Origin of the sequence: Longispora sp. NPDC051575, from assembly GCF_040681875.1 — a bacterium.
In the GTDB taxonomy this organism is placed as follows: domain Bacteria; phylum Actinomycetota; class Actinomycetes; order Mycobacteriales; family Micromonosporaceae; genus Longispora.
Genome location: NZ_JBFAZP010000003.1, coordinates 543,348 through 568,383 on the forward strand (window position 1 = coordinate 543,348; position 25,036 = coordinate 568,383).

24 protein-coding genes are annotated in these 25,036 nt (G+C 73.2%); 11 read left to right on the forward strand and 13 right to left on the reverse strand.

Translation table 11 applies throughout. The features are described from left to right. Positions 1-5: 5 nt before the first annotated feature. On the reverse strand, positions 6-899 hold the full coding sequence (locus tag AB0M43_RS09885; protein WP_363722901.1) for a LysR substrate-binding domain-containing protein: 894 nt from the start codon (positions 897-899) through the stop codon (positions 6-8). 117 nt (positions 900-1,016) lie between these two features. On the opposite strand from AB0M43_RS09885, the gene AB0M43_RS09890 reads away from it, so the two are divergent. Continuing rightward, positions 1,017-1,433, forward strand: a complete 417-nt coding sequence (locus AB0M43_RS09890; RefSeq protein WP_363722903.1) for a VOC family protein — start codon at positions 1,017-1,019, stop codon at positions 1,431-1,433. Positions 1,434-1,869: 436 nt separating this feature from the next. Beyond that, on the forward strand, positions 1,870-2,925 hold the full coding sequence (locus AB0M43_RS09895; RefSeq protein ID WP_363722905.1) for a serine/threonine protein phosphatase: 1,056 nt from the start codon (positions 1,870-1,872) through the stop codon (positions 2,923-2,925). A 44-nt stretch (positions 2,926-2,969) separates the two neighbouring features. Here the strand turns inward: AB0M43_RS09895 and AB0M43_RS09900 are convergent, their stop codons facing one another. Next, complete coding sequence (locus tag AB0M43_RS09900) at positions 2,970-3,302, reverse strand: YkvA family protein (RefSeq protein ID WP_363722906.1); 333 nt, start codon at positions 3,300-3,302, stop codon at positions 2,970-2,972. Positions 3,303-3,523: 221 nt separating this feature from the next. On the opposite strand from AB0M43_RS09900, the gene AB0M43_RS09905 reads away from it, so the two are divergent. Both AB0M43_RS09905 and AB0M43_RS09910 read left to right on the forward strand, forming a co-directional pair. Beyond that, positions 3,524-4,168, forward strand: a complete 645-nt coding sequence (locus tag AB0M43_RS09905) for a DUF1524 domain-containing protein (RefSeq protein WP_363722907.1) — start codon at positions 3,524-3,526, stop codon at positions 4,166-4,168. 163 nt (positions 4,169-4,331) lie between these two features. After that, positions 4,332-4,973 carry a tetratricopeptide repeat protein gene (locus tag AB0M43_RS09910; RefSeq protein WP_363722908.1) on the forward strand — a complete coding sequence of 214 codons (642 nt, stop codon included), beginning with the start codon at positions 4,332-4,334 and terminating at the stop codon, positions 4,971-4,973. Between the two features lie 82 nt (positions 4,974-5,055). On the opposite strand, the gene AB0M43_RS09915 is transcribed toward AB0M43_RS09910, so the two are convergent. Continuing rightward, positions 5,056-5,952, reverse strand: coding sequence for an arginase family protein (locus tag AB0M43_RS09915; RefSeq protein WP_363722909.1), 897 nt, complete (start codon positions 5,950-5,952; stop codon positions 5,056-5,058). Positions 5,953-6,052: 100 nt separating this feature from the next. On the opposite strand from AB0M43_RS09915, the gene AB0M43_RS09920 reads away from it, so the two are divergent. Beyond that, on the forward strand, positions 6,053-6,595 hold the full coding sequence (locus tag AB0M43_RS09920) for an ABATE domain-containing protein (protein ID WP_363722910.1): 543 nt from the start codon (positions 6,053-6,055) through the stop codon (positions 6,593-6,595). A gap of 24 nt (positions 6,596-6,619) precedes the next feature. Here the strand turns inward: AB0M43_RS09920 and AB0M43_RS09925 are convergent, their stop codons facing one another. The 7 genes from AB0M43_RS09925 to AB0M43_RS09955 form a co-directional block, all read right to left on the reverse strand. Then, on the reverse strand, positions 6,620-7,510 hold the full coding sequence (locus tag AB0M43_RS09925) for a siderophore-interacting protein (protein ID WP_363722911.1): 891 nt from the start codon (positions 7,508-7,510) through the stop codon (positions 6,620-6,622). Next, positions 7,510-9,567, reverse strand: coding sequence for an iron ABC transporter permease (locus AB0M43_RS09930; protein ID WP_363722913.1), 2,058 nt, complete (start codon positions 9,565-9,567; stop codon positions 7,510-7,512). Before AB0M43_RS09930 ends, AB0M43_RS09925 begins: the two co-directional genes overlap by 1 nt. Then, positions 9,564-10,535, reverse strand: a complete 972-nt coding sequence (locus AB0M43_RS09935) for an iron-siderophore ABC transporter substrate-binding protein (protein WP_363722915.1) — start codon at positions 10,533-10,535, stop codon at positions 9,564-9,566. The genes AB0M43_RS09930 and AB0M43_RS09935 overlap by 4 nt, the downstream gene beginning before the upstream one ends. Beyond that, entirely contained in the window at positions 10,532-11,383 is an 852-nt protein-coding gene (locus tag AB0M43_RS09940; RefSeq protein WP_363722917.1) for an ABC transporter ATP-binding protein, read from the reverse strand. The genes AB0M43_RS09935 and AB0M43_RS09940 overlap by 4 nt, the downstream gene beginning before the upstream one ends. A gap of 152 nt (positions 11,384-11,535) precedes the next feature. Continuing rightward, entirely contained in the window at positions 11,536-13,050 is a 1,515-nt protein-coding gene (locus tag AB0M43_RS09945) for a GGDEF domain-containing protein (protein WP_363722919.1), read from the reverse strand. A 139-nt stretch (positions 13,051-13,189) separates the two neighbouring features. Beyond that, positions 13,190-13,924 carry a Clp protease N-terminal domain-containing protein gene (locus AB0M43_RS09950; RefSeq protein ID WP_363722921.1) on the reverse strand — a complete coding sequence of 245 codons (735 nt, stop codon included), beginning with the start codon at positions 13,922-13,924 and terminating at the stop codon, positions 13,190-13,192. A 56-nt stretch (positions 13,925-13,980) separates the two neighbouring features. Beyond that, positions 13,981-14,394: a VOC family protein gene (locus AB0M43_RS09955; RefSeq protein ID WP_363722923.1), complete on the reverse strand. Its 414-nt coding sequence runs from the start codon at positions 14,392-14,394 to the stop codon at positions 13,981-13,983. Between the two features lie 318 nt (positions 14,395-14,712). Between AB0M43_RS09955 and AB0M43_RS09960 the strand changes: the two genes are divergently transcribed. The 4 genes from AB0M43_RS09960 to AB0M43_RS09975 all read left to right on the forward strand — a co-directional run bounded on the left by AB0M43_RS09960 (position 14,713) and on the right by AB0M43_RS09975 (position 19,538). Continuing rightward, a complete protein-coding gene (locus AB0M43_RS09960; protein ID WP_363722925.1) occupies positions 14,713-15,276 on the forward strand; it encodes a GNAT family N-acetyltransferase in 564 nt (187 codons plus the stop codon). A gap of 167 nt (positions 15,277-15,443) precedes the next feature. Continuing rightward, the gene (locus AB0M43_RS09965; protein ID WP_363722927.1) at positions 15,444-17,507 is read left to right on the forward strand and encodes an AAA family ATPase; all 2,064 of its coding nucleotides are present in this window, start codon (positions 15,444-15,446) and stop codon (positions 17,505-17,507) included. A 153-nt stretch (positions 17,508-17,660) separates the two neighbouring features. Then, on the forward strand, positions 17,661-18,239 hold the full coding sequence (locus AB0M43_RS09970; RefSeq protein WP_363722928.1) for a helix-turn-helix domain-containing protein: 579 nt from the start codon (positions 17,661-17,663) through the stop codon (positions 18,237-18,239). Between the two features lie 30 nt (positions 18,240-18,269). Further along, a complete protein-coding gene (locus AB0M43_RS09975; RefSeq protein WP_363722930.1) occupies positions 18,270-19,538 on the forward strand; it encodes an MFS transporter in 1,269 nt (422 codons plus the stop codon). A 43-nt stretch (positions 19,539-19,581) separates the two neighbouring features. Here AB0M43_RS09975 and AB0M43_RS09980 read toward each other — a convergent pair whose 3' ends face one another. Genes AB0M43_RS09980 through AB0M43_RS09990 form a run of 3 tightly spaced genes read right to left on the reverse strand, consistent with a single transcriptional unit; the run spans position 19,582 to position 22,296 of the window. Next, on the reverse strand, positions 19,582-20,196 hold the full coding sequence (locus AB0M43_RS09980) for a hypothetical protein (protein ID WP_363722932.1): 615 nt from the start codon (positions 20,194-20,196) through the stop codon (positions 19,582-19,584). Positions 20,197-20,248: 52 nt separating this feature from the next. Then, positions 20,249-21,553, reverse strand: a complete 1,305-nt coding sequence (locus AB0M43_RS09985) for a hypothetical protein (RefSeq protein WP_363722934.1) — start codon at positions 21,551-21,553, stop codon at positions 20,249-20,251. Between the two features lie 5 nt (positions 21,554-21,558). Beyond that, positions 21,559-22,296 (reverse strand): ATP-binding cassette domain-containing protein, encoded by a 738-nt coding sequence (locus AB0M43_RS09990; protein ID WP_363722936.1) that lies wholly within the window; start codon positions 22,294-22,296, stop codon positions 21,559-21,561. 377 nt (positions 22,297-22,673) lie between these two features. On the opposite strand from AB0M43_RS09990, the gene AB0M43_RS09995 reads away from it, so the two are divergent. Then, positions 22,674-23,876 carry a DUF418 domain-containing protein gene (locus tag AB0M43_RS09995; RefSeq protein WP_363722938.1) on the forward strand — a complete coding sequence of 401 codons (1,203 nt, stop codon included), beginning with the start codon at positions 22,674-22,676 and terminating at the stop codon, positions 23,874-23,876. 62 nt (positions 23,877-23,938) lie between these two features. Further along, positions 23,939-25,033 (forward strand): histidine kinase, encoded by a 1,095-nt coding sequence (locus AB0M43_RS10000; protein WP_363722940.1) that lies wholly within the window; start codon positions 23,939-23,941, stop codon positions 25,031-25,033. Positions 25,034-25,036 lie beyond the last annotated feature (3 nt).

Consider the following 25,036-nt stretch of genomic DNA (forward strand, 5'->3'; position numbering starts at 1 on the left):
GGGACTCAGGGGCGCGGGTGCGCGTCGGCCGCCGCCTGCACGAACGCCCGCACCCGGGCCGTCGTGTTCGTCTCCAGCCACACCGGACCGCACTCGATCGGCGGGGCGTCGCGGATCGGCACGTAGGCGATGTCGGGGCGCGGGTAGTACGTCCGGGTGTGCTCGCCGACGATGTACACGCCCCGGCGCATCGCGACATGGTTGAGGATCTCGGTGAACGTCGCGCCCACCGGCCCGCGCGGCACGGGCCGGCCCGACGGTGTGCGGTCCGGCGTCCGGTCCCGCTTGAACGCGTCCGACGTGACCGCCGGGAGCTGGACCACCGGGTGGTCGGCGAGCACCTCCAACGACACCGACCGCGCCCGCGCGAGGGGGTGGTCGGCGGCCACTGCCAGCGTCCGGGCCTCCGAGGTCAGCGCGGGCCCGCTGGCCATGCCGTCGAACGGGTACGAGGCGAACAGCACATCGAGGCGGCCGTCGCGCAGACTGGCCCGGGTGTCGAGCAGCTGGGCCTCGTGGACCCGCACCTCGCACTCGGGGTACCGCGCCGTGAACAGCGCGACGGACCGCAGGGCCAGCTGCCCGGTGCCGGCGCCGGCGCCGAGGAAGCCGACCCGCAGGGTGCCGGTGACGCCCCTGCCGGCGTCGACCGCGCGCCGGACCGCGTCCTCCATACCGGACACGAGCGGGCCCAGGTCGGCGGCGAGCTGCCGGCCGATCGGCGTCAGGGCGACCCGGCGGCTGGTCCGGTCGAACAGGGGCGCGCCGATCTGGCGTTCGAGCCGCTTGATGGTCTGGCTGACCCGGCCGGTGGTGACCCGCAGCCGGGCGGCGGCGCGGCCGAAGTGCAGTTCGGCGGCGACGGCCAGGAAGGCCTCGATCTCGTGCCGTTCGAGCATGTCACCACCGTTCGTTGAGTCTGACTAAACGACCGTAGCGCAGGCGTTGCTTGATCAACATGCCCGGCGGGGCCGATCGTAGGGGACACGACACCGGCCACACCGAAAGGTCCCACCATGATCCAGATCGAGGCCCTCGACCACGTCGTCCTGCGCGTGATCGACGCCGGCACGATGGAACGCTTCTACCGCGAGGTGCTCGGCTGCACCGTGGACCACCGCCGCGACGATCTCGGCATGGTCCAGCTGCGGGCCGGCTCCTCCCTCATCGACCTCGTCCAGGTCGACGGCACCCTGGGCCGGCGGGGCGGGGCGGCCCCCGGCGCCGAGGGGCACAACATGGACCACCTGTGCCTGCGGGTGGCCGGCTACGACGAGGCCGCGATCCTGGCGCACCTGCGCGCGCACGACGTGCCGATCGGGCAGGTGGGCGACCGGCGGGGCGCGCTGGGCGGCGGGCCCTCCGTGTATCTCACCGATCCGCAGGGCAACACGGTCGAGCTGAAGGGGCCGCCGACGCCGTCGGATCGGTGACCGGGTCCCGGCGGGCGGGACGGCTCGTGGCCCTCGACTGGTCGGGCGGCCCCCGGTCGGACCGTCGATCGCACCTCGGCGGGCGAGGGCGGCTCCCGGACCTCGGCGAACCGGGCCATCCCCCGTCAGACCGTCGATCGCGCTCCAGCCGGCGGGCAGCTGCTGGTCAGACCATTGATCGGGCTACCGACGCGGCACCTCCTGGTCCGATCGATCGCGCCTAGGCGGGCGGGGCTCCCGACCAGACCGTCGGACGCACCTCAGCGGGCGGGGCGGCTCCCGGACCTCGGCGGGCCGGGCGGCAACTCGCCAGACCGTCGATCGCGCCGCACCGGGGGCGGCGCCGGGCGCGGGCAGCACGCCCGTCCGCGCCCCCGCGACAACCTTCGGCCCGGATAGGGTTCGCGGACGACCACGACCACGGGGGTACGAGACCATGCAGGACCGGATCCTCCGGTACGCCGACGCGTCCGCCACCCTGGCCCTGCTCGGCGACCACCGGCTCGCCCGGCTCGTCGACGGCGCCACCCCCCTCGGCACCGGGATCGGCGGCACCACGGCGCTGCTGGACGTCGGGGGCGTCCCGGTGTTCGTGAAGCGGGCCCCGCTCACCGACCGGGAACTGCGCCCGGAGAACCTCCGGTCCACGGCGAACATGTTCGACCTCCCGCCCCGCTGCCAGTACGGGGTCGGCGGCCCCGGCTTCGGCGCGTGGCGCGAACTCGCCGCGAACACCCTGACCACGAACCAGGTGCTCACCGGCCGGGCCGGCTCCTATCCGCTGCTGTACCACTGGCGGGTGCTGCCCGGGGCCGCCCCGGTCGCCGAGGAACACGCCGACCCCGAGGCGGCGGTCGCCTACTGGGGCGGTTCGGCGGCGGTCCGCGACCGGCTCGACGCCCTCGCCCGCGCGTCGCACAGCCTCGTGCTGTTCCTGGAGTACGTGCCGTGGAACCTGGGCGAGTGGCTGCGCGCCCAGCTAGACGCGGGCGGGGACGCGGTGGGCGCGGCGTGCGCGCTCCTCGAACGCGACCTGCTGCCCGGCACCGCCGCCATGGGCGCGCACGGCGTGGCGCACTTCGACGCCCACTTCCGCAACGTGCTCACCGACGGCCACCGGCTGTACTTCGCCGACCTCGGCCTGGCTACCTCACTGCGGTTCGACCTGTCGCCGGCCGAGCGGGAGTTCGTGGCGCACAACGCGACCCACGACGACGGGTACGCCCGGATGCTGCTCGTGAACTGGCTCGTCACCCACGTGTGCGGGCTGGACCTCGCCGACACGGCCGACCGCAACGCGCACGTCCGCCGGTACGCCGAGGGGGTCGCTCCGGCCGGTGCGCCGGAGGGGGTCGCGGCGACCGTCGTGCGGTACGCGCCCGTCGCCGCCGCCATGAACGCCTTCTACTGGGACCTGTTCGGCACCAGCCGCGCCACCCCGTACCCGGCGGCGGAGGTCGGCCGGGCCCTCGCCCGCGAACGGGCGACCTGACCCGGCCGGGTCGTCTGTCCGACGCGCCCCGTCGGCGGGTTGGCTCAGGGCGCGTCGATGATCTGACGGCGCTCGGCGTCCGCCTTCGTACCCGGAAGGATGTTGTGTTTTCTCGCCAGGTGGCCGAGGTAGCCGATCGTGCCCAGGAGCACGCCGATGTCGTCGAGGTAGATCGGGTCGGGCAGCAGGTCCACGGGGAAGACCGTGTAGGCCAGCGCCCCCCAGAAGGCGACCTTGCCGCTCACCGGCATCGCCGAGCTCTTGAGGAGCTTCGCCATCCGGACGAGTTTCACCCCGAGCACGACGGTGACCACGAGCAGGGCGATCACCAGCAGCGCTGCGAACACCAGCAGGACGACCTTGAGGGTCGGGTCCATGGAACCTCCTTCGGGCGACACGTGTCGGACAGGTGGTACCCAGAATCTCCGGTGCCACCACGGTAGCGGGTTTCCTGACACACGGCCCGCGCCGCGCACCCGGGCCGCCGCCCGCCCCGGGTGGACCGGCCGGCCACCGGCGTCGCGTGTCGATCCGCCACATTCGACGGCCCTCCAAATAGCATCTGCCCCAATTGTTCCTTTTGACTGGGGAGTTGCCGGTGAAGGTTCTGACACGAGGTCTACTCGCCGCGCTGGCCGCCGCGACGGTGCTGCTGTCCGGCGGCGCGCCCGCGCACGCCGGCACCGAGGCGATGCCCGAGCCGCCGAGCGCGGAGAAGGTCCGCGCCCAGCTGGAGACGCTGCGGGTGGAGGCGCCGCACCCCATGGCCGGGTACTCCCGGGAGAAGTTCCCGCACTGGGTCCGCCAGAGCGGCAAGTGTGACACCCGGGAGGTCGTGCTCGCCCGCGACGGCGAGGGCGTCGAACAGGACGGCGAGTGCCGCGCGGTGGCCGGCAGCTGGTACAGCGCCTACGACGGGAAGACGTTCGCGTCCGCCGGGCAGATCGACATCGACCACATGGTGCCGCTGGCCAACGCCTGGCGCTCCGGGGCCGACACCTGGGACACCCCGCAGCGCAGGGCGTTCGCCAACGACCTCACCCACTCGCAGCTGATCGGGGTGTCCGCCAGCTCCAACCGGGCCAAGGGCGACCAGTCCCCCGACCTGTGGAAGCCCCCGCTGCGCTCGTACTGGTGCACGTACGCCCGCGCGTGGGGACACGTCAAGTACACGTACGACCTGAACGTCACCGCGCCCGAGAAGGCGACCCTGTCGGAGATGCTCGACACCTGCGACGAGTAGCCCGCGCACCGCCCCGACCTGGGGAGTTCCCCGTCGTCGCGGGGCGGCGGGGATCGACGCTCGCCTCCCCACCGCCCGCCGGCCCGGTCCGGTAGACTCACCTCTCCAAAATGGATCATGGAGCCGGCGGGCACCCCGTCGGACCCGACACGCGGGGGCGACGATGGGCTCGGAAGACCGGATCGACCGGGCCGGCCGGCTGTACGACCGGGCCGTCTTCGGCGGCGACCCCAGCGGCCTGGACCCCGCCGAGCAGGGCCTGGACACGGTCGAGGCCGACCTGTCGCTCGCCCGGGGCCGGATCCTGCACGCGCGCTTCCTGCACGACGGCACCCGCGACCCGCGCGAACTGCCGCTGTTCGAACACGCCGCCGGGCTGTACCGGCGGCTCGGGGACACCCGGGGCGGGGCCTGGGCGCTGTTCTGGATCGGCTGCTACCACCAGCTGCTCGGCGACGACGACACCCTCGCGGTCCCCGCCCTCGAACGGTCGCTCGCCCTCGCCGAGCGGGCCGGCGACCCGCTGACCGCGTCGTACGCGCTGCGGCACCTCGGCATCGCCGAGCACCGGGCCGGGCGGCTCGACGGCGCGCGTGCCCACCTGGAGGAGTCGACCCGGTTGCGCCGCGCGCTCGGGTTCACGCCGGGGGTCGCCGCGAACCTGGTCGGCCTGGCGTACCTCGCCGCCGCGCAGGACCGGCCCGACGACGCGCAGGCGCTGATCGAGGAGGCGGGCACGCTGGCCGACGCCGCCGACGCGCAGGGCATCGTCCGGCAGGTGGACGAGGCCCGCGCGCACCTGTGACCCGACCGGCGACCGGGAGCCCCCGCATCCCGGTCCCCGATCGGGCCCGGCCCGCGCATGACCGGAGCCCGGCCCCGCCCGGTCAGCGCGTGAACGCCTCCACCAGCGCGTCCGTCAGCTCCGCCGCCAGCCGCCCGTCGGGGTCGAGGTCCGGGTCGAACACCGTGACCTGCGCGCCCACACAGGCCGGCGAGTCCATCAGCACACCCAGCACCGCCACCAGCTCGGCGTAGTCGAGCCCGCCCGGGTCGGGGCTGTCCACGGCCGGCATCACCTCCGGGTTGAGGATGTCGACGTCGAGGTGCACCCAGAACCCGTCCAGGTCGTGGCCTTCCAGCCGGTCGAGCGCCGCCCGGGCCGCCGCCCCGGGGCCCACCGCGCGGAGCCGGGCGACGTCCCACACGGGGATGCCCAGGTCGGCGAGTTCGCCGGTGAGTTCGTCGTCGGAGCGGATGCCGAGGACGGCGACGTCGGTGTCCCGCAGGTACGGGCCGAGGCCGTCGAGGTCGGCGAGGTCGCGCTGGCCCCGCCCGGTGACCAGGGCCAGGTCCTCCCCCGCCGCCGCGCCCACGTACGCGGCGTTGCCGACGTGCCGGAAGTCGCTGTGCCCGTCGAGGAAGGCCAGCCCGTACCGACCCCGGCGGCGGAGCGCGAGGGTCGAGCCGAGCAGGATGGAGCAGTCGCCGCCGAGCAGGACCGGGAAGCCGTCGGCGTCGAGGAGTTCCGTGACCCGGTCGGCGAGCCGGCGGGTGTAGCCGGCCATCGCGGGGGCGTTGAACACGCCGTCGTGGGGATTCCAGCCGGTGATGTCGTAGCGGGGCGGGGTCACGCAGCCGGCGTCGGCGGCCCCGATCCGGGGCAGGAGTCCGTGGTCGCGGAGCGCGCCGGCGAGTTTGTGGCAGCCGGGGACCGTGCCGGGGGCCGGCGGGCGGAGGCCCAGGTTCGAGGGGGCGTCCAGGACGAGGGTCCGACGGGTCATGGCAGTACCTCTTAACCATTCAACACAGGTTTACTGGTTAGACGCTGGCATGGTTCGATGTCACCTGTCAAGTACCCATGAATGGTGAGATAGTGGGGGGGTGGAACTTGTCGGCAACGCCCTCTGCCTGGACCTCGCGAACACCGTCAACGAGCGGCCCGTCCCCGAGCGGGACTGGATCGACACCCCCGACGGCCTCGCGGCGTGGGCCGGGCTCGTCGGCCGCGCGCCCGGCGGCACCGTCGAACAGGCCCGTGACCTGCGCGAATCCATCTACCGGGTCTTCTCGGCGCTCACCCGCGACGCCGCGCCCCCACCCAGGGACCTGAAAACCCTTTTCGAGGTGTACGCGGCGGCGCTGCCCTCCGCCGCCTTCGCCCGCGACGGCGCGCACGGGAGCCTGCGCTGGCCGGCGGGGCACCTCCTCGGCGAGGCCGCGGCGTCGGCGGTCGACCTGCTGACCCACGGGCCGCTCGACCGGCTCGGCGAGTGCCCGTCGTGCGGCTGGCTGTTCGTGGACACCAGCCGCAACGGGCAGCGCCGGTGGTGCAGCATGGCGATGTGCGGGGGCCGGGTGAAGGCCCGCCGGCACCACGCCCGGACCCGCGACGAGGCCCAGGAGACGGCCGACCGGTCGGGGTGAGCACGACCCGGCCGGGCGTCGGGGTCAGTCGGTCTCGGAGCGGCCCAGGCGCCAGTAGCCCATGAACGCGACCGACCGTCGGTCGAGGCCACGGTCGGTGACCAGGTGCCGGCGCAGGGTCCGGACCACGGCCGCCTCCCCCGCGATCCACGCGTAGACCCCGCCGGCCGGGGCGGGCTCCTCCGGTACCTCCCAGAGGATCTCGCTGTCCACGTCGATGTCGGTGACCGCCGCGCCGGGCCGGGCGTCGACGAGCCGGCCGGCCGCCGCCTCGACCGCCGCCCGCAGCGCCGCGCCGTGCGCGGCGTCCTCCCTGGCCAGCCACGTGACCGTCACGCCGGGCGGGCCGGCGAGGTCGAGGACGTCGCCGTCGTGCGGGACCTCCAGGACCACCTCGCCGGTCAGGTGCGCCGGCATCCGCTCCAGGATCCCGGCGATGGCCGGCACCGCCGTCTCGTCCCCGGCCAGCAGCACCGTGGTCGCGTCGGCCGGCGGGTGGAACTCCAGTCCGCCGTGCGGGCCGTCGTGCCGGGCGTCCGGGCCGAGGAGCAGGAGTTCGTCGCCGACGGCCGCCGCCAGCGCCCACCGGCCGGCCGGACCCGCGCCGTCGCCGTGCAGCACGAGGTCCACGTCCACCTCCGCCAGTGCGGGGCGCACCGCCCGGACCGTGTAGGTGCGCACCGGGTTGCGGGCCGCCTCCGGCAGCGCGCGCCACTCGGTGAACCAGTCCGCGCCGGTGGGCATCGCGGACACCCCCGAGCCGGCCAGCGGCACGATCAGCTTGATCCGCTGGTCGTACCCGTTGTCGGCGAAGTGCCCCAGGTCGTCGCCGGTGAACGTCACCCGGGTGAACGAGGGACTCAGCCGGGTGACCTCGCGGACGCGGACCGGGAAGAACTTCCAGGCTGCGGTCATCACTTTCCTCCGAGGGTCCGGGCCCGCCACAGGAGCCAGATGAAGTACGGGGTGCCGATCATCGCGGTGACCAGCCCGGCCGGGATCTGCGCCGGGGCGATCACGGTCCGGCCGAGCGTGTCGGCGAAGCTCACCAGGATCGCGCCGAGCAGCGCGGCCACCGGCAGCATCCGGGCGTGCCGGGAGCCGACGAGCGCCCGGGCCGCGTGCGGGGCCACCAGTCCGACGAACCCGATCACGCCGACGGCGGACACGGCCGTGGACGTGAGCAGCGCGGCCCCGACCAGGGCGAGCATCCGGGCGCGTTCGAGCGGGACGCCGAGCACCCGGGGGGTGTCGTCGTCGAGGGCGAGCAGGTCCAGTTCCCGGCGGGCGAGCGCGACCAGCGGGGCGGCCACCAGCAGCGCCAGGGCCACGGGGAGCACCTGCGCGGGCTGGCGCCCGTACGTCGACCCGGACAGCCAGGTCAACGCCTTGCCCGTGTTGTACGGGTCGGTGGCCACGATGACGAACGTGATGATCGCGCCGCACCCGGCGGACACGCCCACCCCGATCAGCACCAGCCGGTCGGAGCTGAGCCCGCCCCGCCACGCCAGGCCGTACACGAGCGCGAAGGCGAGCAGGGCGCCCACCCCGGCGGCTGCGGACAGCAGCCCGATACCGGCCAGGGGCACCAGGGTCAGGATGGACACCGCGCCCACCCCGGCCCCGGAGGTGATGCCGAGGATGCCCGGTTCGGCGAGCGGGTTGCGGCACACGGCCTGCACGACGGCCCCGGCGAGGGCCAGCGCGGCCCCGGCGAGCAGGGCGGCGAACACCCGCGGGTACCGCTGGTCGAGCACGTACGTGATCGCCCGGCCGGAGCGGCCGGCGAGCCAGTTGGCCACGTCGCCCGTGAGCAGCCAGGTGTCCCCGACCAGCATGCCGGCGACCAGCGCGCCGACCAGCAGCACCGCGCAGACCCCGATCACGCCGAGGAAGAACCTCCGGCTGCGGACGGCCGCGAAGTGTCCGGCGGGCGCGCTGCGGGTCGGCCCCGAGTCGCGGTGCCTGCGGGCCAGCCACACCAGCAGGGTCGCGCCGACCAGGGTGGTGACCACGCCGGTCGGGATGTCCACGCCGCCCTGGCCGCCGAGGACGGCGCGCAGCAGGATGTCGGCGCCGATCACGATGCCGACCCCCGCGAGCCCGGACAGCGGCAGCAGGACCCGGTGCCGGTGCGCGTCGGGCAGCCAGCGGGCCGCGAGCCGGACGATGACCGGCGCGCACAGCCCGACGAACCCGACCGGGCCGACCAGGGTGACGGCGGCGGCGGACAGCAGGACGGCCAGGCCGGTCACGAGGATCCGGGTCCGGGGCACGTCCACGCCGAGGGTCGAGGCCGTGTCGTCGCCGAGCGCGAGGATGTCGAGCCGGCGGGCGATCCACAGCAGTCCGACGGCGGCCACGGCGATGACCGGGGCCATCTGGGTGACGGCCTTCAGGTCGGTCTGCACCAGCGAACCGTTGCCCCAGGCGAACAGCCCCGTCGTCTGCTGCTCGAACAGCAGCATCAGCAGGGTGGTACCGGCGCTCAGGGCCAGGGCCGTGGCCGAGCCGGCGAGGATCAGCCGGGTCGGGCCGGAGCGGCCGCCCGCGGACAGGGCCGAGACCAGGCCGGCGGCGGCCAGGCCACCGACGAACGCGAGACCGCCGGCGGGCAGCACGGGCAGGGACACGCCGAAGGCCGCCGCCGCGACGATCGCGAGGTGCGCGCCCGCGTTGACCGCCAGGGTGTCCGGCGAGGCGAGCGGGTTGCGGGCGATGGACTGGAAGGCGGCGCCCGCCACGCCGAGGGCGAGCCCGACCGCGAGTCCGGCCAGCAGGCGCGGCAGCCGGGACGCGGTCAGGATGTCGAGGGTCTCCTGGTGCCCGTTGCCGGTGACCAGCGCGAACAGGTCACCGGCGTCCACCGTGGACGTCCCCTGGGTCAGGTGCACCCCGGCCAGGAGGACTACCAGGCAGCCCGCGACGAGGAAGGCGCCCCCGACGCGGGCCGGCGCGGTGGTCGAACTCAACCCGCGTACACCTTCACGAGCTGGTCGATGAACTGCCGGCTCGACGCCGGGCCGCCGAACGTCCAGATGCCGTTGGGGAGCTTGTGCACCTGCTTGTTCCTGGCGAACGTCATCGAGTCCCAGATGGCGTTGCCGGCCAGACCCTGGGCGAACACGTCGTCCTCGGGGGCGCTGTAGAGGAACCGCACGTCCTGGTCCTTCAGCGGGCTGAGGCCCTCGACGTCGGTGTTGCCCAGGCCCCAGGCCTCGTCGACCTTGCCGGTCCACGCGTTCTTCAGGCCGGCCTGGATCGCGAGCTGGGAGACGTAGGAGCCCTGCCCGAACATCCGGATCGAGATCGTGCTGCCCTCTTTCCACCCGTCGGCCATGACGAACGGCTTGTTGGCGCCGCCGGCCGCCGCGATCTTCGTCTTCGCGGCCGCGAGCGCCCCGTCGAGCTCGGTCAGGGTCTTCTTCGCCTCGGTGGTCTTGCCGACCGCGGTGGCGATCATCGTGAAGTCCTCGCGCATCCGCTCGAGGTTGCGGGTCGCGTCGCTGCCCTTGGCGACGAGCACCGGGACGAACTTCTCCAGCTGCTCGACGAGCGCGAAGTCCTTCTCGACCTCCATCACGATCAGGTCGGGCTTGAGCGCGACGATCGCGTCGATGCTCGGCTCGCTGCGGGTGCCGACGTCCTTGACCCCCGCGTCGATCTTCACGGCGGTGTCCCAGATCGCGAAGTTCTTGATGTCGGCGACACCGACCGGCATCACGCCGAGCGTGACGAGCATCTCGGCCTCGCCCCACTCCAGTGCGACGACCCTGCGGGCCGGCTCCTTGAGGTCGATCTTCTTGCCCCGGCTGTCGGTGACGCTCACCGGGCCGCCCGACGTGGCGGCCTTGTCCTCGGCCTTCTCGGAGGTGCCGCACCCGGTGGCGATCGCCGCGAGGGCGACGAGGGAGGTGACGGCGCACAACAATCGCTTCATCTGGCCTGTCCGTTCTTCATCTGGGAATTCAGGGGTCGGGAATGCCGCCCGACCGGGTACGTGGTGAGCCGGCCCGTACCGGGATCCAGGTCCACCTCGACCCGGATGCCGTACGTCTCGGTCAGGTGCGTCTCGGTGAGCACCTCGGCCGGGGTGCCTGCGGCCCGGACCGCCCCGCCGTGCAGCAGCACGAGCCGGTCGGCCACGGCGGCGGCCTGGTTGAGGTCGTGCAGCACGACGCCCACGGCCACCCCGTGGTCGTCGGCGAGGTCGCGCACCAGGTCGAGGATCTCCACCTGGTACCGCAGGTCCAGGTAGGTCGTGGGCTCGTCGAGCAGCAGGACACCGGTGTCCTGGGCCAGGCAGGTGGCCAGCCACACGCGTTGCAGTTCGCCGCCGGACAGCTCGTCCACCGGGCGGCCGGCCATCGCCTCCACCCCGGTGACCCGCATGGCCCACTCGGTGGCGCGCGCGCCGTCCGGGTCCTCGGACCGCCACCGGCCCCGGTAGGGGTGCCGGCCGTAGGCGACGACGTCGGACACCGTCACGCCGACGGGTACCGGGCGGCTCTGGGCCAGGAGGGTGACCTGCCGGGCGAAGTCGCGGGCCGAGAGGTCCAGTGCCGAGGAGCCGTCGGCGAGCAGGACCCGGCCGGCGTCGGGGCGGTGCAGCCGGGCCAGAGCGCGCAGCAGGGTCGACTTGCCGCTGCCGTTCGGACCGACCAGCGCGGTGACCTCGCCGCGGTGCAGGGTCAGGGTGCCGTCGCGGACCACGGGTTTGCCGTGGTAGCTCAGGCCGAGGCCGACGCCGCTCAGGCACACGGCGGCGCCGAGTGGATCTTCAGACATGCGCGTTAGGCTAGCCTAAGCTTAACGGTAAAGCACGTCGGGCGTTTGCCCTGGTCGGGCAGGGGATGGACAAGGCGGGCACTTCGGGTTCCCGGTCACCGCCGGGGCCCGTCGGCCGAGGCCGTGCGGGTGCGCACCCGGCCGTGGCCGGCTCACCCGTGATGCAGGCTCTTCATCGCGTACATCGCCTCGTCCGCCGCCCGGATCCCCCGGGACGGGTCGCGCGGGTCCAGCGGGGACCACCCGATGCTCGCCGTCAGCCGGGTACCCGGCACCAGCGTCGCCCAGTCCTCCGCCTCGATCGTGGCCAGCAGCCGCTCCCCGATCAACCCGGCCTGCTCGGGGCTGGCCGCCGGCAGGATCAGCACGAACTCGTCCCCGCCGTACCGGGCCACCAGGTCGTGCCGGCGGACGATCCGGGCCATGATGGCCGCGATCCGTTCGAGGACCAGGTCGCCGACCGCGTGGCCGTGGATGTCGTTGACCGCCTTGAACCCGTCCAGGTCGCACAGCCCCAGCATGGCCGGCGTCCCGTGCAGGGCGAGGTCCTCGACGTAGTGGTGCAGGTACCGGCGGTTCGGCAGGCCGGTCAGCGGGTCGGTGCGGGCGTCCCCGGCGTACCGGACCGCCTTGTGCCGCAGGTGCTCGTGGTCGATCCGGGCCGCCACCCCGTCGACGAACAGGTCGCTGTAGCGCTCCAGCCGGTCGCACACCAGCCGCAGCATCGCGTTCTGCGCGTCCAACGCCGCCTCGACGTCGCCCCGCAGGGTGTGCGCCAGGACCCGCAACCGGTGCGGTTCGGCCGCCCCGAACGTCTGCTCCGACAGCCGCAACCCGGCCAGCAGCTCCAGCGCGCCGTCCCCGTCGCCGGCCGCCAGCGCCCCGCAGATCGCGATCATGGCCCGGAGCTCCTGCTCCTCGGGGCCGGTGCCGAGGTCCTCGGCGTAGTCGGACGCGTCGACGTCGCTCGCCTCGCCCATGGCCGCCCGGCGCGCCACCGCGTAGGCGACGTAGCCCCAGTCGGTCGGCGGGAACGGGTGCGTGCCCCGGGCCCGGCGGGCGCCCGCGTCGGCCACCAGTTCGGCGAGGACCCGCAGGCAGCCGGCCGGGTCGCCCCGGTGGTCGCGGGCGAGCGCGTACCGCAGCGGCACCTCGGGGCTGATGCTGTCGTACCGGTTGCCCGCGCGCAGCTCCGCCCGGCGCACCTGTTCGATGGCCGCGAGCGCGTGCTCGTGCAGCCCCAGGTACGAGAACGTCAGCGCCACGTCGTGCCAGCCGTCGAGCACGCCGAGGCCGGCCGGGTCGGCGCGTTCGAAGATCCGCCGGGCGAGGATCACGTGCCGGACACTCAGGTCCGAGGCCCCGCGCTGGAACGCCAGCCAGCCCGCGAGGACGTGCAGCTCCCCCGCGATGGCGGCGTCCCAGTGCGCGTCCACCGCCGCGAACGCCCTGCTCAGCAACCGCACGCAGTCGGACGTGCGGCGCAGGTTCACGGCGGCGATCACCTGGTACGTCAGCGCCTGCAACGCCGCCATCGGGTCGGCCGCCGTCTCGGCGATCCGGGTGGCGTCCTCCAGGGCGACGATGTGGTTGCCGCGCGCGATGAGGGCGTGCAGGTGCGCGTACACCTCGGCGCGGGTTCTCAGGTCTGTCTTCTCTGCGTTCATGATGTGGGCGATCATATTTCCCCACGAACCATCACACACCGCATTCGCCGAGGTCAGCCCCCGGCGTGCCGCCCCGGATCCCCCGCCCGGTGGGCGGCTCCGCCACGTCGGCACGCCGCCGCGACGGAGACCCGTGTGGTCAGGCCTGGGTGCGCTGCGCGACGATGGCCGCCACGATCGCCGTGACCTGCTCCTCCGCGGCGGCCTTCGTGACACCGATGTCGGTGAGCGGGCCGGCACCGTCCTCGACCTCCAGGAGGGCGAGCAGGATGTGCTCGGTGCCGACGTAGTTGTGCCCCAGGCGCAGTGCCTCGCGGAACGTCAGCTCCAGGGCCTTGCGGGCGTGCGCGTCGAACGGCACGAGCTCGGTCACGCCCTCGACGGCCGGCGGGAGCGTCGCGGTGACCGACCGGCGGGCGGCCTCCACCGGCACGCCCAGGGCCACGACCGCCTTCGAGGCCACGCAGTCGGCGTCGGCGAGGAAGCCGAGCACCAGGTGGGCGGGGCCGATCTCGGGGTTGCCGGCGGACCGGGCCGCCTCCTGGGAGGCCATCACGACCTTGCGGGCCCGCTCGGTGAACCGGCTGAAGCCCTGGTTGGGGTCGAGATCGGACGCCTCACCCTTGGCGACGAAGCGCTTCTGGGCGGCCTGCTTGCTCACGCCCATGCTGCGGCCGATGTCGGTCCAGGACGCGCCGGAACGCCGGGCCTGGTCGACGAAGTGGCCGATCAGGTGGTCGGCGACGTCGCCGAGGTGGTCGGCGGCGATCACCGCGTCGGAGAGCTGCTCCAGGACGTCGGTGTGCACCTTCTTGATGGCGTCGATGAGGTCGTCGAGGCGGACGGGACTGGTCGCGCGGGGAGGATTGGTCATGCGTCAACTCTAGGTTGACGGATGACCAATCGTCAACCCCGGGTTGACGATCTCCGTCAGGTCCGCGGCGCGCCGATGTTGACCATCCAGGTGATGCCGAACCGGTCGGTACACATGCCGAACTCGTCGCCCCACATCTGCTTCTCCAGCGGCACGGCGACGGTGCCGGCGGCCGAGAGCTTCTCCCAGTAGCCCCGGAGCTGGTCGCCGTCGTCGCCGCTCAGGCTCACCGAGATGTTGTCGCCGGGCGTGTAGGGCATGCCCGGCGGGGTGTCGGCGGCCATCAGCGTGTAGCCACTGTCGGCCTCCAGCATCGCGTGCATGATCTTGTCGGCCCCCGGGCCCTCGGGCGCCCCGGACTCCCCGAAGGTGTTCACCGTGAGGGTGCCGCCGAAGACCGACTGGTAGAACTCCATGGCCTCGCGGGCCTCGCCGTTGAAGCTGATGTAGGGGTTGAGTCGGGTGGCCACAGGGGTCCTCCTAGGTCGTGGGCGGGACGTCTTCTGCAGGCTAACGCCGGCCCCCGACAATTTCCGGAGAACCACGGACCAGAACACGTTCCTGACGGGTACGCCACCGGCAGGCCACTGTCACGACACGCCACGGACAGGGGCACGGCCCGGTGGGGGCGCGCATGGTCCGGAGCCCCACGGCCGGCCGGACGCCCGAGGACCGGCTGGACGCCCGGGGCCGCGCCACGCTGCCGGCTCCAGCATAGGCGGGCCGCGTTCCAGCGCTTCGTCGCGGAGCGTGACCGTCCACAGTGTGGCCGCCCTAGGCTGGTCGCCATGACCGTTCCCACCGTGCGCGCGGCCACCCCGCAGGACGGCCCGGCGATCGCCGCCGTCCAGCTCGACACCTGGCGGGCCACCTACGGGGCGTGGATCCCCGACGTGGTGGCCGGCCTGGACCCCGACCGCACCGCCGACAACTGGGCCCGCGCCGCCGTCCGCCCCGGGCAGCGGGTGGCCGTGGCCGCCGACGCCACCGGGGTCCTGGGCTACGCCTGGAGCGGCCCCGCCGAGGAGGATCCGGCCCTGGGCGAGCTGCACGCGTTGTACGTGCGGCCGGCGGCCCAGGGGTGCGGGGCCGGGCGGCTGCTGGTCGCCGACGCGCTGGTGTGGCTGGCCGCCGCCGGGTACCCGTCGTGTGTGGTCTGGGCCCTGGAACGCCACACCCCGGCGCTCCGGTTCTACGAGCGGCTCGGCTTCGTGCCCGACGGCGGCCCGACCCGGCTGTGGCGCGGCCTGACCGAACTGCGGCACACCCGGCCGACCGGCCCGTGGCCCCGGCGATCCGACACGGCCGGCGGGTACCCAAATGGAGTTGAGGCCGGTCGCGGGTCCTGGTAGCGTCGCCGTTTCCCCTGGCGGCCGTTCCGGCCGCCCCTCAGGTCCACACTGTGACGTCGGTCGAACCCGGGCGTCGGGCCCCGCTGGAGCGGCCCCGACCGCGTACCGGTGGCGAGCACCGAGGTGACGGGGCCGCCTCTCTGCCACAGCTAAGGACGGGCGTCAGCATGGGTGGAAACTCTTCCCCGGTCGCGTCGACGGAGATCGGGTCGGAACAGGAGTACCTGGCGGCGGCCAGGGCGGCACTGCGCCGGATGCGGGCGGACGTGCTCGCGACGGAGACGCCGGAGTTCGCCTCGGGCACCGACGAGGTCTGGTTCAACACGGTGTACCGGATGGCCAGGTCCCGGCGCGGCCACGACCTGGCGGACCTGCCGGGCGTGCCCCTGTTCTTCGGCCGGCTCGACTACGAACCCGGCACGGTCCTCGACCACGATCCGGCCGCCGGGGTCGACGCGGACCGGGTCTACGTCGGCCGGCGCCGGGTCCGCGACGACGAGGGCACGCCGCTGGTCGTCGACTGGCGCGCCCCGGTGTCGATGCCGTTCTACCGCGCGACCCGCGAGGATCCGCAGGGGGTCCGCCTGCGCCGCAGGTACGGGTTCTCCGACACCGCCGAGCTGACCGCGTACGAGGACGAGCCGCTCACCGGCGCGGAGAGCGGCCCCAGCGCGCTGCTGGCCGCCGAGATCGAACGGCCCCGCGCCGGGCCGATGCGCGACATCGTGGCCACCATCCAGCCCGAACAGGACGAGCTGGTCCGCGCGCCCGTCTCCGAGAGCATCTGCGTGCAGGGCGCGCCGGGCACCGGGAAGACGGCGGTGGGACTGCACCGGCTGGCGTACCTGCTGTACACGGAGCCGGGTCGGCTCACCGGCGGCGTGACCGTGGTCGGGCCGAACCGGTCGTTCCTCGGCTACATCCGGCACGTCCTGCCCGCGCTCGGCGAGGTCTCCGTCCAGCAGAAGACGGTCGACGAGCTGCTCGACCGGACCGTGACCGGTACGGACCCCGCCGACACCGCCCGGCTCAAGGGCGACGCCCGGATGGCCGAGGTGCTCCGCCGGGTGTTGTGGGGGCACATCGGGGAGCCCGCCGAGGACCTCGTCTACGTGCACGGCGGCACCCGGCACCGGGTCGACCGCGAGGACCTGGCGCGGGCCGTGGCCGACCAGCGCGGCGGCCCCCGGTACGGGCCCGGCCGGGACGGGCTCGCCCAGCGGGTGGCGAACCTGGTGCTGAAGCAGATGGAACGGCGCGGCGCCTCCCCCGACGACCGGGACCTGGCGGCCGTGGCCCGCTCGAAGCAGGTCCGGGGGCTGCTCGACGCGGTGTGGCCGAAGCTCACCCCGGAGCAGGTGCTGTTCCGGGTGCTGTCGGACCCGGAGCGGCTGGCCGTGGCCGGCGCGGGGCTCTTCACCGAGGAGGAGCGGGCGGCGCTGGGGTGGGCGAAGCCGTACCGGTCGGCGAAGTCCGCGAAGTGGTCGGCCGCCGACGCCGTCCTGCTGGACGAGCTGGCCGGGCTCATCGACCGCACCCCGTCCCTGAGCCACGTCATGGTCGACGAGGCCCAGGACCTCAGCCCGATGCAGTGCCGGGCGCTCGGCCGGCGGTGCGTCACCGGGTCGCTGACCGTGCTCGGCGACATCGCGCAGGGCACGAGCGCGTGGGCCGCCGACGACTGGCCGACCCTGCTGGCGCACCTCGGCAAGCCCGACATCCGGCTGGAGGTGCTGGACCGGGGCTTCCGGGTGCCCGAACAGATCATCGGGTACGCCGCCCGGCTGCTGCCCACCATCGCCCCCGGGCTGGCCTCGCCGGTCTCCGTGCGCCGCGCCGCCGGGGCCCTGCGGGTCACGCCGACGACCGCCGGGGAGCTGTCCGACGCGGTGCTCCGGGCGTGCCGGGAACGGCTGGCCGACGAGGGCTCGGTGGGCCTGATCGCGGCCGACGCCGACATCGCCGGGCTGTGCGCGCACCTGCGGGCCGCCGGGCTCGACGCGGCGCTGCTGGGCGAGGACGAGGACGCGCTGGAGTCGGCTCGCCTGGTGTGCGTGCCGGCCGGCCTGGCCAAGGGGTTGGAGTTCGACGCCGTGATCGTGGCCGAGCCAGGGCGGATCGCCACCGCCGAGCCCCGCGGCCTGCACCGGCTGTACGTGGTGCTGACCCGGGCCGTGAGCGCGTTGCACGTCCTGCACGCCGAGCCGCTGCCGGAGGCGCTGCGCGGGTAGCCGGATCCGCTGTCCCGGCGGGTGGACGGTCCCCGCCGGGACAGCGGACACGACGGGCGGCCTCCCCGGCCCCGGGAAACCGGCCGGCCCGGCAGTACCCCCATATCGCAGAATTTGTTTTGCAAAATAAGTTCTGCGGTTTAGGCTCCGGTGATGGCCACCGAGAACCCGAACGACCGCCAGGTCACCGCCGCCGCCGAACTCAAGGCGCTCTCCCACCCGCTCCGCGTCCAGCTCCTCGCGGCCCTGCGCGCGCACGGCCCCGCCACCTCCGCGGAACTCGCCCGCCGGTTCGACACCGACACCGGCTCCACCAGCTACCACCTGCGCCAGCTCGCCAAGTTCGGCTTCGTCACCGACGGCGAACCCAGCGCCGACCAGCGCGAACGCCGGTGGACCGCCGTGCACGCCACCACGTCGTGGAGCAACACCGCGATGGCCGCCTCCGGCGAGGGCCGCGAGGCGGTCAGCGTGATGCGCCGGCACCAGGTCGAGGTCCTGATCCGCGCCGTGCGGGACTTCGAGGCGCACACCGACGACCTGTCCCCCGAATGGGTCGAGGCGTCCGGGATCGGCGACCTGCTCGTCCGGCTCACGCACGGCTCCCTGACCGAGCTGTGGGACACGTTCTACGCCCACGTGGACGCCCTCGTGGCCCGCGACGCCGACGACCCGACGGCCCTGCCGGTGTCGGTGGTCGCCGCCGGCTTCCCGCGCGTCGGCGACCACTGACCCGCCCCTCCCCCGAGAACGGCCACCCCCATGACCGACACCCTGCCCCCCGCCGTCCGCCGCTGGCCGCCGCGCCTGCTGAGGGACACCCCCTTCCGCCGGTACTGGTCGGCACAGACCGTCTCCCTGGTCGGCGACCAGATCTCCTACCTCGCCCTGCCGCTGGTCGCCGTGCTCGGCGTCGGGGCCGGTCCCGTCGAGATGGGCTACCTCACGGCCGCCGCCCTGCTGCCGAACCTGCTGTTCTCCCTGCTCGCCGGCGCCTGGATCGACCGGTACCCGCACCGGCGGCGGCTCATGGTCCTCGCCGACCTGGGCCGGGCGGCGCTACTGGCCACCGTGCCGGCCGCGTACCTCCTCGACGCGCTCACCCTCCCGCAGCTGTACGTCGTCGCGTTCCTGTCCGGCACGCTGGCCGTCGTCTTCGAGGTCTCGCACAGCACCCTGTTCGTGTCCCTGGTGCCCCGCGCGGACTACGTCGAGGCCAACACCCTCCTGCACGGCACCCGCGCGGTCTCCTACGCGGTCGGGCCCAGCGCCGGCGGGGTCCTCGTCCAGGTCCTGACCGCCCCGGTGGCGCTGCTCGCCGACGCGGTGTCCTACCTGGTCTCGGCGGTGTTCCTGCTCCGGATCCGCCCCACGGAACCCCCGCCGTCCACCCACGAGGGCCTCGGGATCAGCCAGGGGCTGCGGTTCCTGGCCCGGTCCCCGGTGCTGCGGCCCCTCCTGCTCGGCCTGACCACGATGAACTTCTTCAACTACATGTTCACCGCCCTGTTCCTGCTCTACGTCAGCACCGAACTGGGCGTGACGCCCGGCCTGCTGGGGGCCGTCATCGGCGCGGGTTCGATCGGCGCCGTGCTGGGGGCCGCCGTCACCACGCGGGTGTCGCGGGGGCTCGGCATCGGCCGTACCGTGCTGCTGGGGCTGGTGGTCTTTCCCGCGCCGCTGGTGCTCGTGCCGCTCGCGGGCGGGCCGACCCCGGTCGTGGTGGGCACGCTGCTCGCGGCCGAGTTCCTGTCCGGGCTGGGCGTGATCATGCTCGACATCACCGCCGGTTCCGTGCTGACCTCGGCCATTCCCGATCCGCTCCGGGCCCGGGTGTCCGGGGCGCTGCGCACCGTCAACTACGGGATCCGGCCGCTCGGCGCGTTGGCGGGCGGGGCGGCGGGGGCGGCGTTGGGGGTGCGGCCGACGCTGTGGATCGCGACGGTGGGGGCGGTCGCGGGGGTGCTCTGGGTGCTGCCGTCGCCGGTCGGGCGGCTCCGGGACCTGCCGGAGGAGGCCGAGGAGCACTGACCTCGCGGCGGGGCGCCCTGGCCGCGCGCGGACCCCGGCCCGGTCAGGGTGCGGACGGAGGTCTACGGGAGAGCCGGATCGTTCGCCGTCTCAGGAACGTCACTGCGGCTCGCCAGCGCCATCGATCGACCAGGTGGGCGCCGGCACCGAGTGCGAGAAGTCCCGCGGCGGTGACCCAAGCCGCCGGGTCGTCGATCGGACGGGCGGTGAACTCCCACCAAGCGTATTGCTGCGGCCCCTCGGTACCCCAGAAAATCATGATCGGAAGCAACGCCAGTGGCCCCACCCAGGCCGCTCTCCAGCCCAGAAGACGAGCGGCGAGCAACGCGGTACCCATCCATCCGATGATCCCCCGCAGAACCAGGAGCGCCATCGGCCCGCCGAAGACCATCAGGCTGGTCAGGAAGAACAGCAAGGAACAGGCGGTCGCGTTCAGGGCCAGCACACCCAGCTGGACCCGTCGCCAGTTCCTGCCGGTCGCCGACTCCATCTCGCCGAAGGGGCTGTGGCAGAAGAGGACGGGCCCGAAGGTCGCTCCAGCGGCGATGATCCGCCAACCGGGCACGCTCGCCACACCGCTGTCGCCGGCTGCCGGGACAGAGAACATGATCGACCCGACGAACGGCAGCACGGCGCAGAGCGCTCCGGTCAGCGCCACGCCCATCCATACCCGCCGCGAGCGGAGGTACAGCCGGACCGGATCGCATGCCTCAGAGACAGGACGCGGCATTGTATTCCGTGACCCGTTCTCCCGCCCACGCGAACTGTTCGGCCTCGCTGCCGTGGTTGGCGCGTTCCTCCCCACGCCGGGCCGCCGCCGCGGCCTCCCCTGAACGGTTCGTGTGATAGTCGGGCCGTCCTCCTCCCGCCAGAAAGGCTTCCAGCCATGCCTCCGTTTCGTTCGCACGGAGGTCGACTTGCTCACCTTTGGAGAAGGGTGCCTTGGCGCAGTATCTGAGCGAAACCTTCATGATCTCCGTCGCGACCGTTCCCGAAAGGGCCCACGTACTGCCGTCAGGAATGTAGAAGTAGGGCGGCAGACCGCTCCGGTCGGTGAGATCGATGACTCCGTCGACGACACGCATCTGATAACTGACCCCGTATTCGTCGAACCGCCCAGGTAGAACAAACACGGCCGGTAGCCTCTCGGCCCGCTGCACTATGTCTTCGACGGCACTCTGGTACTTCTGGTGCTCCGGCCACATACAGACCTTCAACCGCACCCCGACACAGAGCACCTCCGCGGGCTTCTCCCGCCCCTTGACCGGAGAGCCGAGCACTGCGGTCACCGCACACAGAACCACTGCCGCCACCGTCACCACGACGGCCGGCCGCAGCCATCTCCGTTCCGTTCTCCTCGAAACGGCGGCACGCTCCCGCGCGAGGAAATTCGGCAGCGCGACGGCGAGGGAGATCAACGCCACCGCGCCGAGAAGCCGCACCATGACAGTCAGTGTGTCGAGCTCGTTGTAGACGGGACCGCTCACGACGCCGAAATCCCACTGAGAGCCGAGGTACATGCTGACGATAAACCAGGCCAGGCCCGCGACAGCGGCGGCGAATCGACCCGACAGCGCTTTACCGACCACGTGTCCGAACGCGACCGCGAGGCAGATGACAGTCAGTCCCATCACGACATAGCCCGGCCACAGTTCTATGCCGGGCGGATTCGTGCGTAGCGTCAGCCCGAACGCGATCGCCTGCACGATCAGGGAGATGAGGACGAAGTACAGCAGCACCGTGGCGACAGGCGGAACCTCGCGACGCCAGCGCGGCACCGCCAAAGGCAACTTCTGCTCGACAGTACCGTGACGATGCGGTGCGCCGACGGACCACGCGGCCGCCGCAGCCGCCAGCCCACTGGTGAGGTACGCGGGCATCTGGGCCGCAGCCGAGGTCTCGGGCCAGACGCCGATCCAGTAGCGGTTCCGAAAGAAGAGCATCGCAAGATTGAACGCGAGTGCGACCGGGAAGATCCACCGGACAGGACTCCGCTTGACGTGGATGAGCAGCATCGGACTCATCGCTCCTGGCTATCGGCGAGCAGGGTCGTGTATCCACGTTCGAGCGGAGTGTTCCCCGGACTGGAAGCGTCAGCCTGCTCCGCAAGTTCAGGAGGTGTTCCCTGGAACCGGACACCACCCTCGTCCAGGACGACAACGTGATCCGCCATCGCGTCGACATCATCGGTGAGATGGGTGCTGAGTACGATCACCGCGTCGCGCTGCTGGGAAATGATGCTGCGGAAGTTGATGCGCTGCATCGGGTCCAGGCCAACGGTCGGCTCGTCGAGCAGGATCAGCGAGGGGTTGCCCACGATCGCCCAGGCGATGCCGGCCCGCCGGACCATCCCACCGGACAACTTGCGCATCTTCTCGTCCCGCCGGTCGCACAGTCCGACCTTGTCGAGAGCCTCCTCGACAGCCGCGCCCCGAACAGGCCGGGGCACCCCTCTCGCCCAGGCTGCGTAGCAGGTGAACTCCGAGACAGTCATCGCCGGATCAAACCCGAACTGCTGCGGAAGATAGCCGATACGGCGCCGGATCTGCTCGAGGGAGTTCCGGTGGAGCTCGATTCCGTCCAGCTGGATCTGGCCGAGACGGGGCGGAAGTATGGTCGCCAACGTGCGCAGGAACGTGGACTTACCCGCGCCGTTGGGCCCCAGCAGGGCGTGCAGTCCACGCCCCATGGTGAGATTCAGGCCCTCGATGACGGTGTTACGACCATATCCTTGGTGAAGGTTCGTGATAGTCAGCATCGTCGCGTTTCTCGTAGCAGTTGTTCGCCGAGCCCGAGAATCGCGCCCACCGCCAGCACGCCGATCACAACGGCCTTCGCGGCTCCAACCAGAGGCCTAGTCGTGTCCATAGTGGGACTCGCCTATCGCTCGATGTTTCAATGCGCCGCAAGTATAGGAGCGCGACGAATCTCCCCGCTGCCCCGTTTGAGCGCGCCCGCGCGGATCCGGGCCACTTTTGACACAACCGTTCCTGGTCGTGTGCCGTGACCTGAATGAGCAGACCGCCGGGCACCTCGCCCGCATCGGTCACGTTCCCGAACACACTCCCTAGGCCCACCCCCACAGGGTGCCCAGGCCGCTGTCGCCGGGGGCCGCGCGCCGCGAGGGTTGGGGGCATGACGAACACACCCCAGACCCAGACTCTCCGGGTACCGGCGACGCCAGCCGGGCGCGCCCTCGCCCCGGACCTGGCGCGCGGGGCGATGCTGCTGTTCATCGCCCTCGCCAACAGCGCGAACGTCGCGTTCGCCGGCCAGCCCGGGATCGACCCCGCCCCGACGGGCGCCGGCCGGGTCCTCAACGCGTTCCTGCTCACCTTCGTCGACAGCCGGGCGTACCCGGTGTTCGCCGTCATGTTCGGCTACGGGCTCGTCCAGCTCGCCCGGCGGCACTCGGCGGCCGGGGCCGACCCGCGCCCGGTACTGCTGCGCCGCAACGCGTGGCTCGTCGGGTTCGGGCTGGCGCACGCGACCCTGCTGTACTTCGGCGACTTCCTCGGCGCGTACGGCGTCATCGGCGTCCTGGCCACTCTGCTCCTGCTGCGCCGGGGCGACCGGTTCCACCGGATCGTCCTGTGGTTGTGGGGTGCGACCCTCGGCTACGCGCTGGTCCTGGGCGTCCTGCTGGCGGTCCGGCTCGGCGGGGACACCGGCGGCCACGCGACCCTGACCAACTCGCCCAACCCCTCGCTGGCCGCCACCACCTACGGTCGGTCCCTCCTGGACCGGCTCGCGGAGTGGCCCGCGCACACCGCGACCGTGATCCCGGTGATCGTGATCGTGTGGCTGGGCATGTGGGCCGCGCGCCGCCGGCTGCTGGAGGACGCCGCCGCGCACGTGGCGCTGCTCCGGCGGGTCGCGGTCGGTTGTCTGGCGGTCACGGTCGCGGGCGCGGTGCCGTACGCGCTGGTCGGGGCCGGGTTGGTCGATGTCGAGCCGGGCACCGTGGACCTGATGGCCCTGGTGCACGCGGTCAGCGGCGAGTTCGGCGGGCCCGGGTACGTCGCGTTGTTCGCGCTGCTGGCGCTGCGGTTCGGCCGGGCCGGTACCCCCTGGGTCGGGGTGCTGGCCGTCTCGGCGCTCGGGCGGCGCTCGATGTCCGGGTACCTGTTCCAGTCCGTGGCGTGGATGGCGCTGCTGTCGCCGTGGGCGCTGGACCTCGGCCGGCACGGCGGGACCGCGTTCGTGGCCGCCGGGATCGCCGTCGCGGTGTGGTTGATCTCCGTGGCCGTAGCATGGCGGCTGGACGTCCGGGGAGTCCAGGGTCCGGCGGAGACACTGCTGCGCCGACTGGCATACGGGCCACGGGTCAGGGTGTGAGCTGGTCCTCGGCGGGCGGGGATCGGGCGCGGCCCGGGGCGGTCGGACGGGGAGGCTGAGGGATGACGGGGCAGACTGAGACGACCCGGCCGACGCGCGACGCCCACGACCCGGCAGGTTCGTCCTGGCCGGGCTGGTCCACCGGCTTCCCGTGGCGGGTCACCCGGTGGCAGATCGGGGTCGCCGTCCTGGCTTCCGTCGCCGCCCCGGTCGTCTGGCTGGCCACCGGGCGCGGTGAGTTCTGGCCCCGCTGGGTGTGGTTCGGGCTCGCCGCCGCGCTCGCCGGCCAGGCCGCCCTGCGCTCCGCGTGGCGCACGCCCCCGGGGCCGCGCCGGTGGCTGGCGGTGCACACGGCGGTGTTCGGGATCCTCGTACCCGCCGAGTTCGTGATCTGGGGGTTGTCCGGGGGTGGGTTCCTGTGGCCGGTGTGGGCGCTGGTGGTCCTCGGAGCGGCGTTCACCGCGCACGCGTGGGCGGTGTCCCGGCTCCCGCCCGACCGGGAGGTGGAACTGACCCGGCGGGTGGACACCCTGGTCCGGTCCCGGCGGGTGGTGGTCGACGGGCAGAACGCCGAGCTCCAGCGGATCGAACGGGACCTGCACGACGGCGCCCAGGCCCGGCTCGTCTCGCTGGGTGTCAGCCTGGGCCTCGCCGAACACCTGGTCCGCACCGACCCGGAGGCCGCGATCCGGATGTTGGGCGAGAGCCGGGCCAGCGTGGGCGCGACCCTGGAGGACCTGCGCACCGTGATGCGGCAGATCCGGCCCCCGGTGCTGGCCGACCGGGGACTCGTCGGGGCCGTCGAGGCGCTCGCCCTGGACCTGGCCGTGCCGGTCACCGTCGCGGCCCGGCTGCCCGGCGCGGTGCCCGGGTCCCTGGAACCGGCCGTCTACTTCGCGGTCGCCGAGTGCCTGGCCAACGTGGTCAAACACAGCGGCGCCCGGTCCGCCCGGGTCGACCTCGCGCACGCCGACGGCCGGCTGGTCGTGACCGTCGCAGACGACGGCCTCGGCGGCGCGGCGCCGGACCGGGGCTCCGGGCTGCGCGGGGTCGCCGACCGCCTGGAGGTGTTCGACGGCCGGGTGCGCGTCGACAGCCCGGCCGGCGCGGGGACCCGGGTGACGATCGACGTGCCCTGCGAGCTGGAGAACCGATGACCA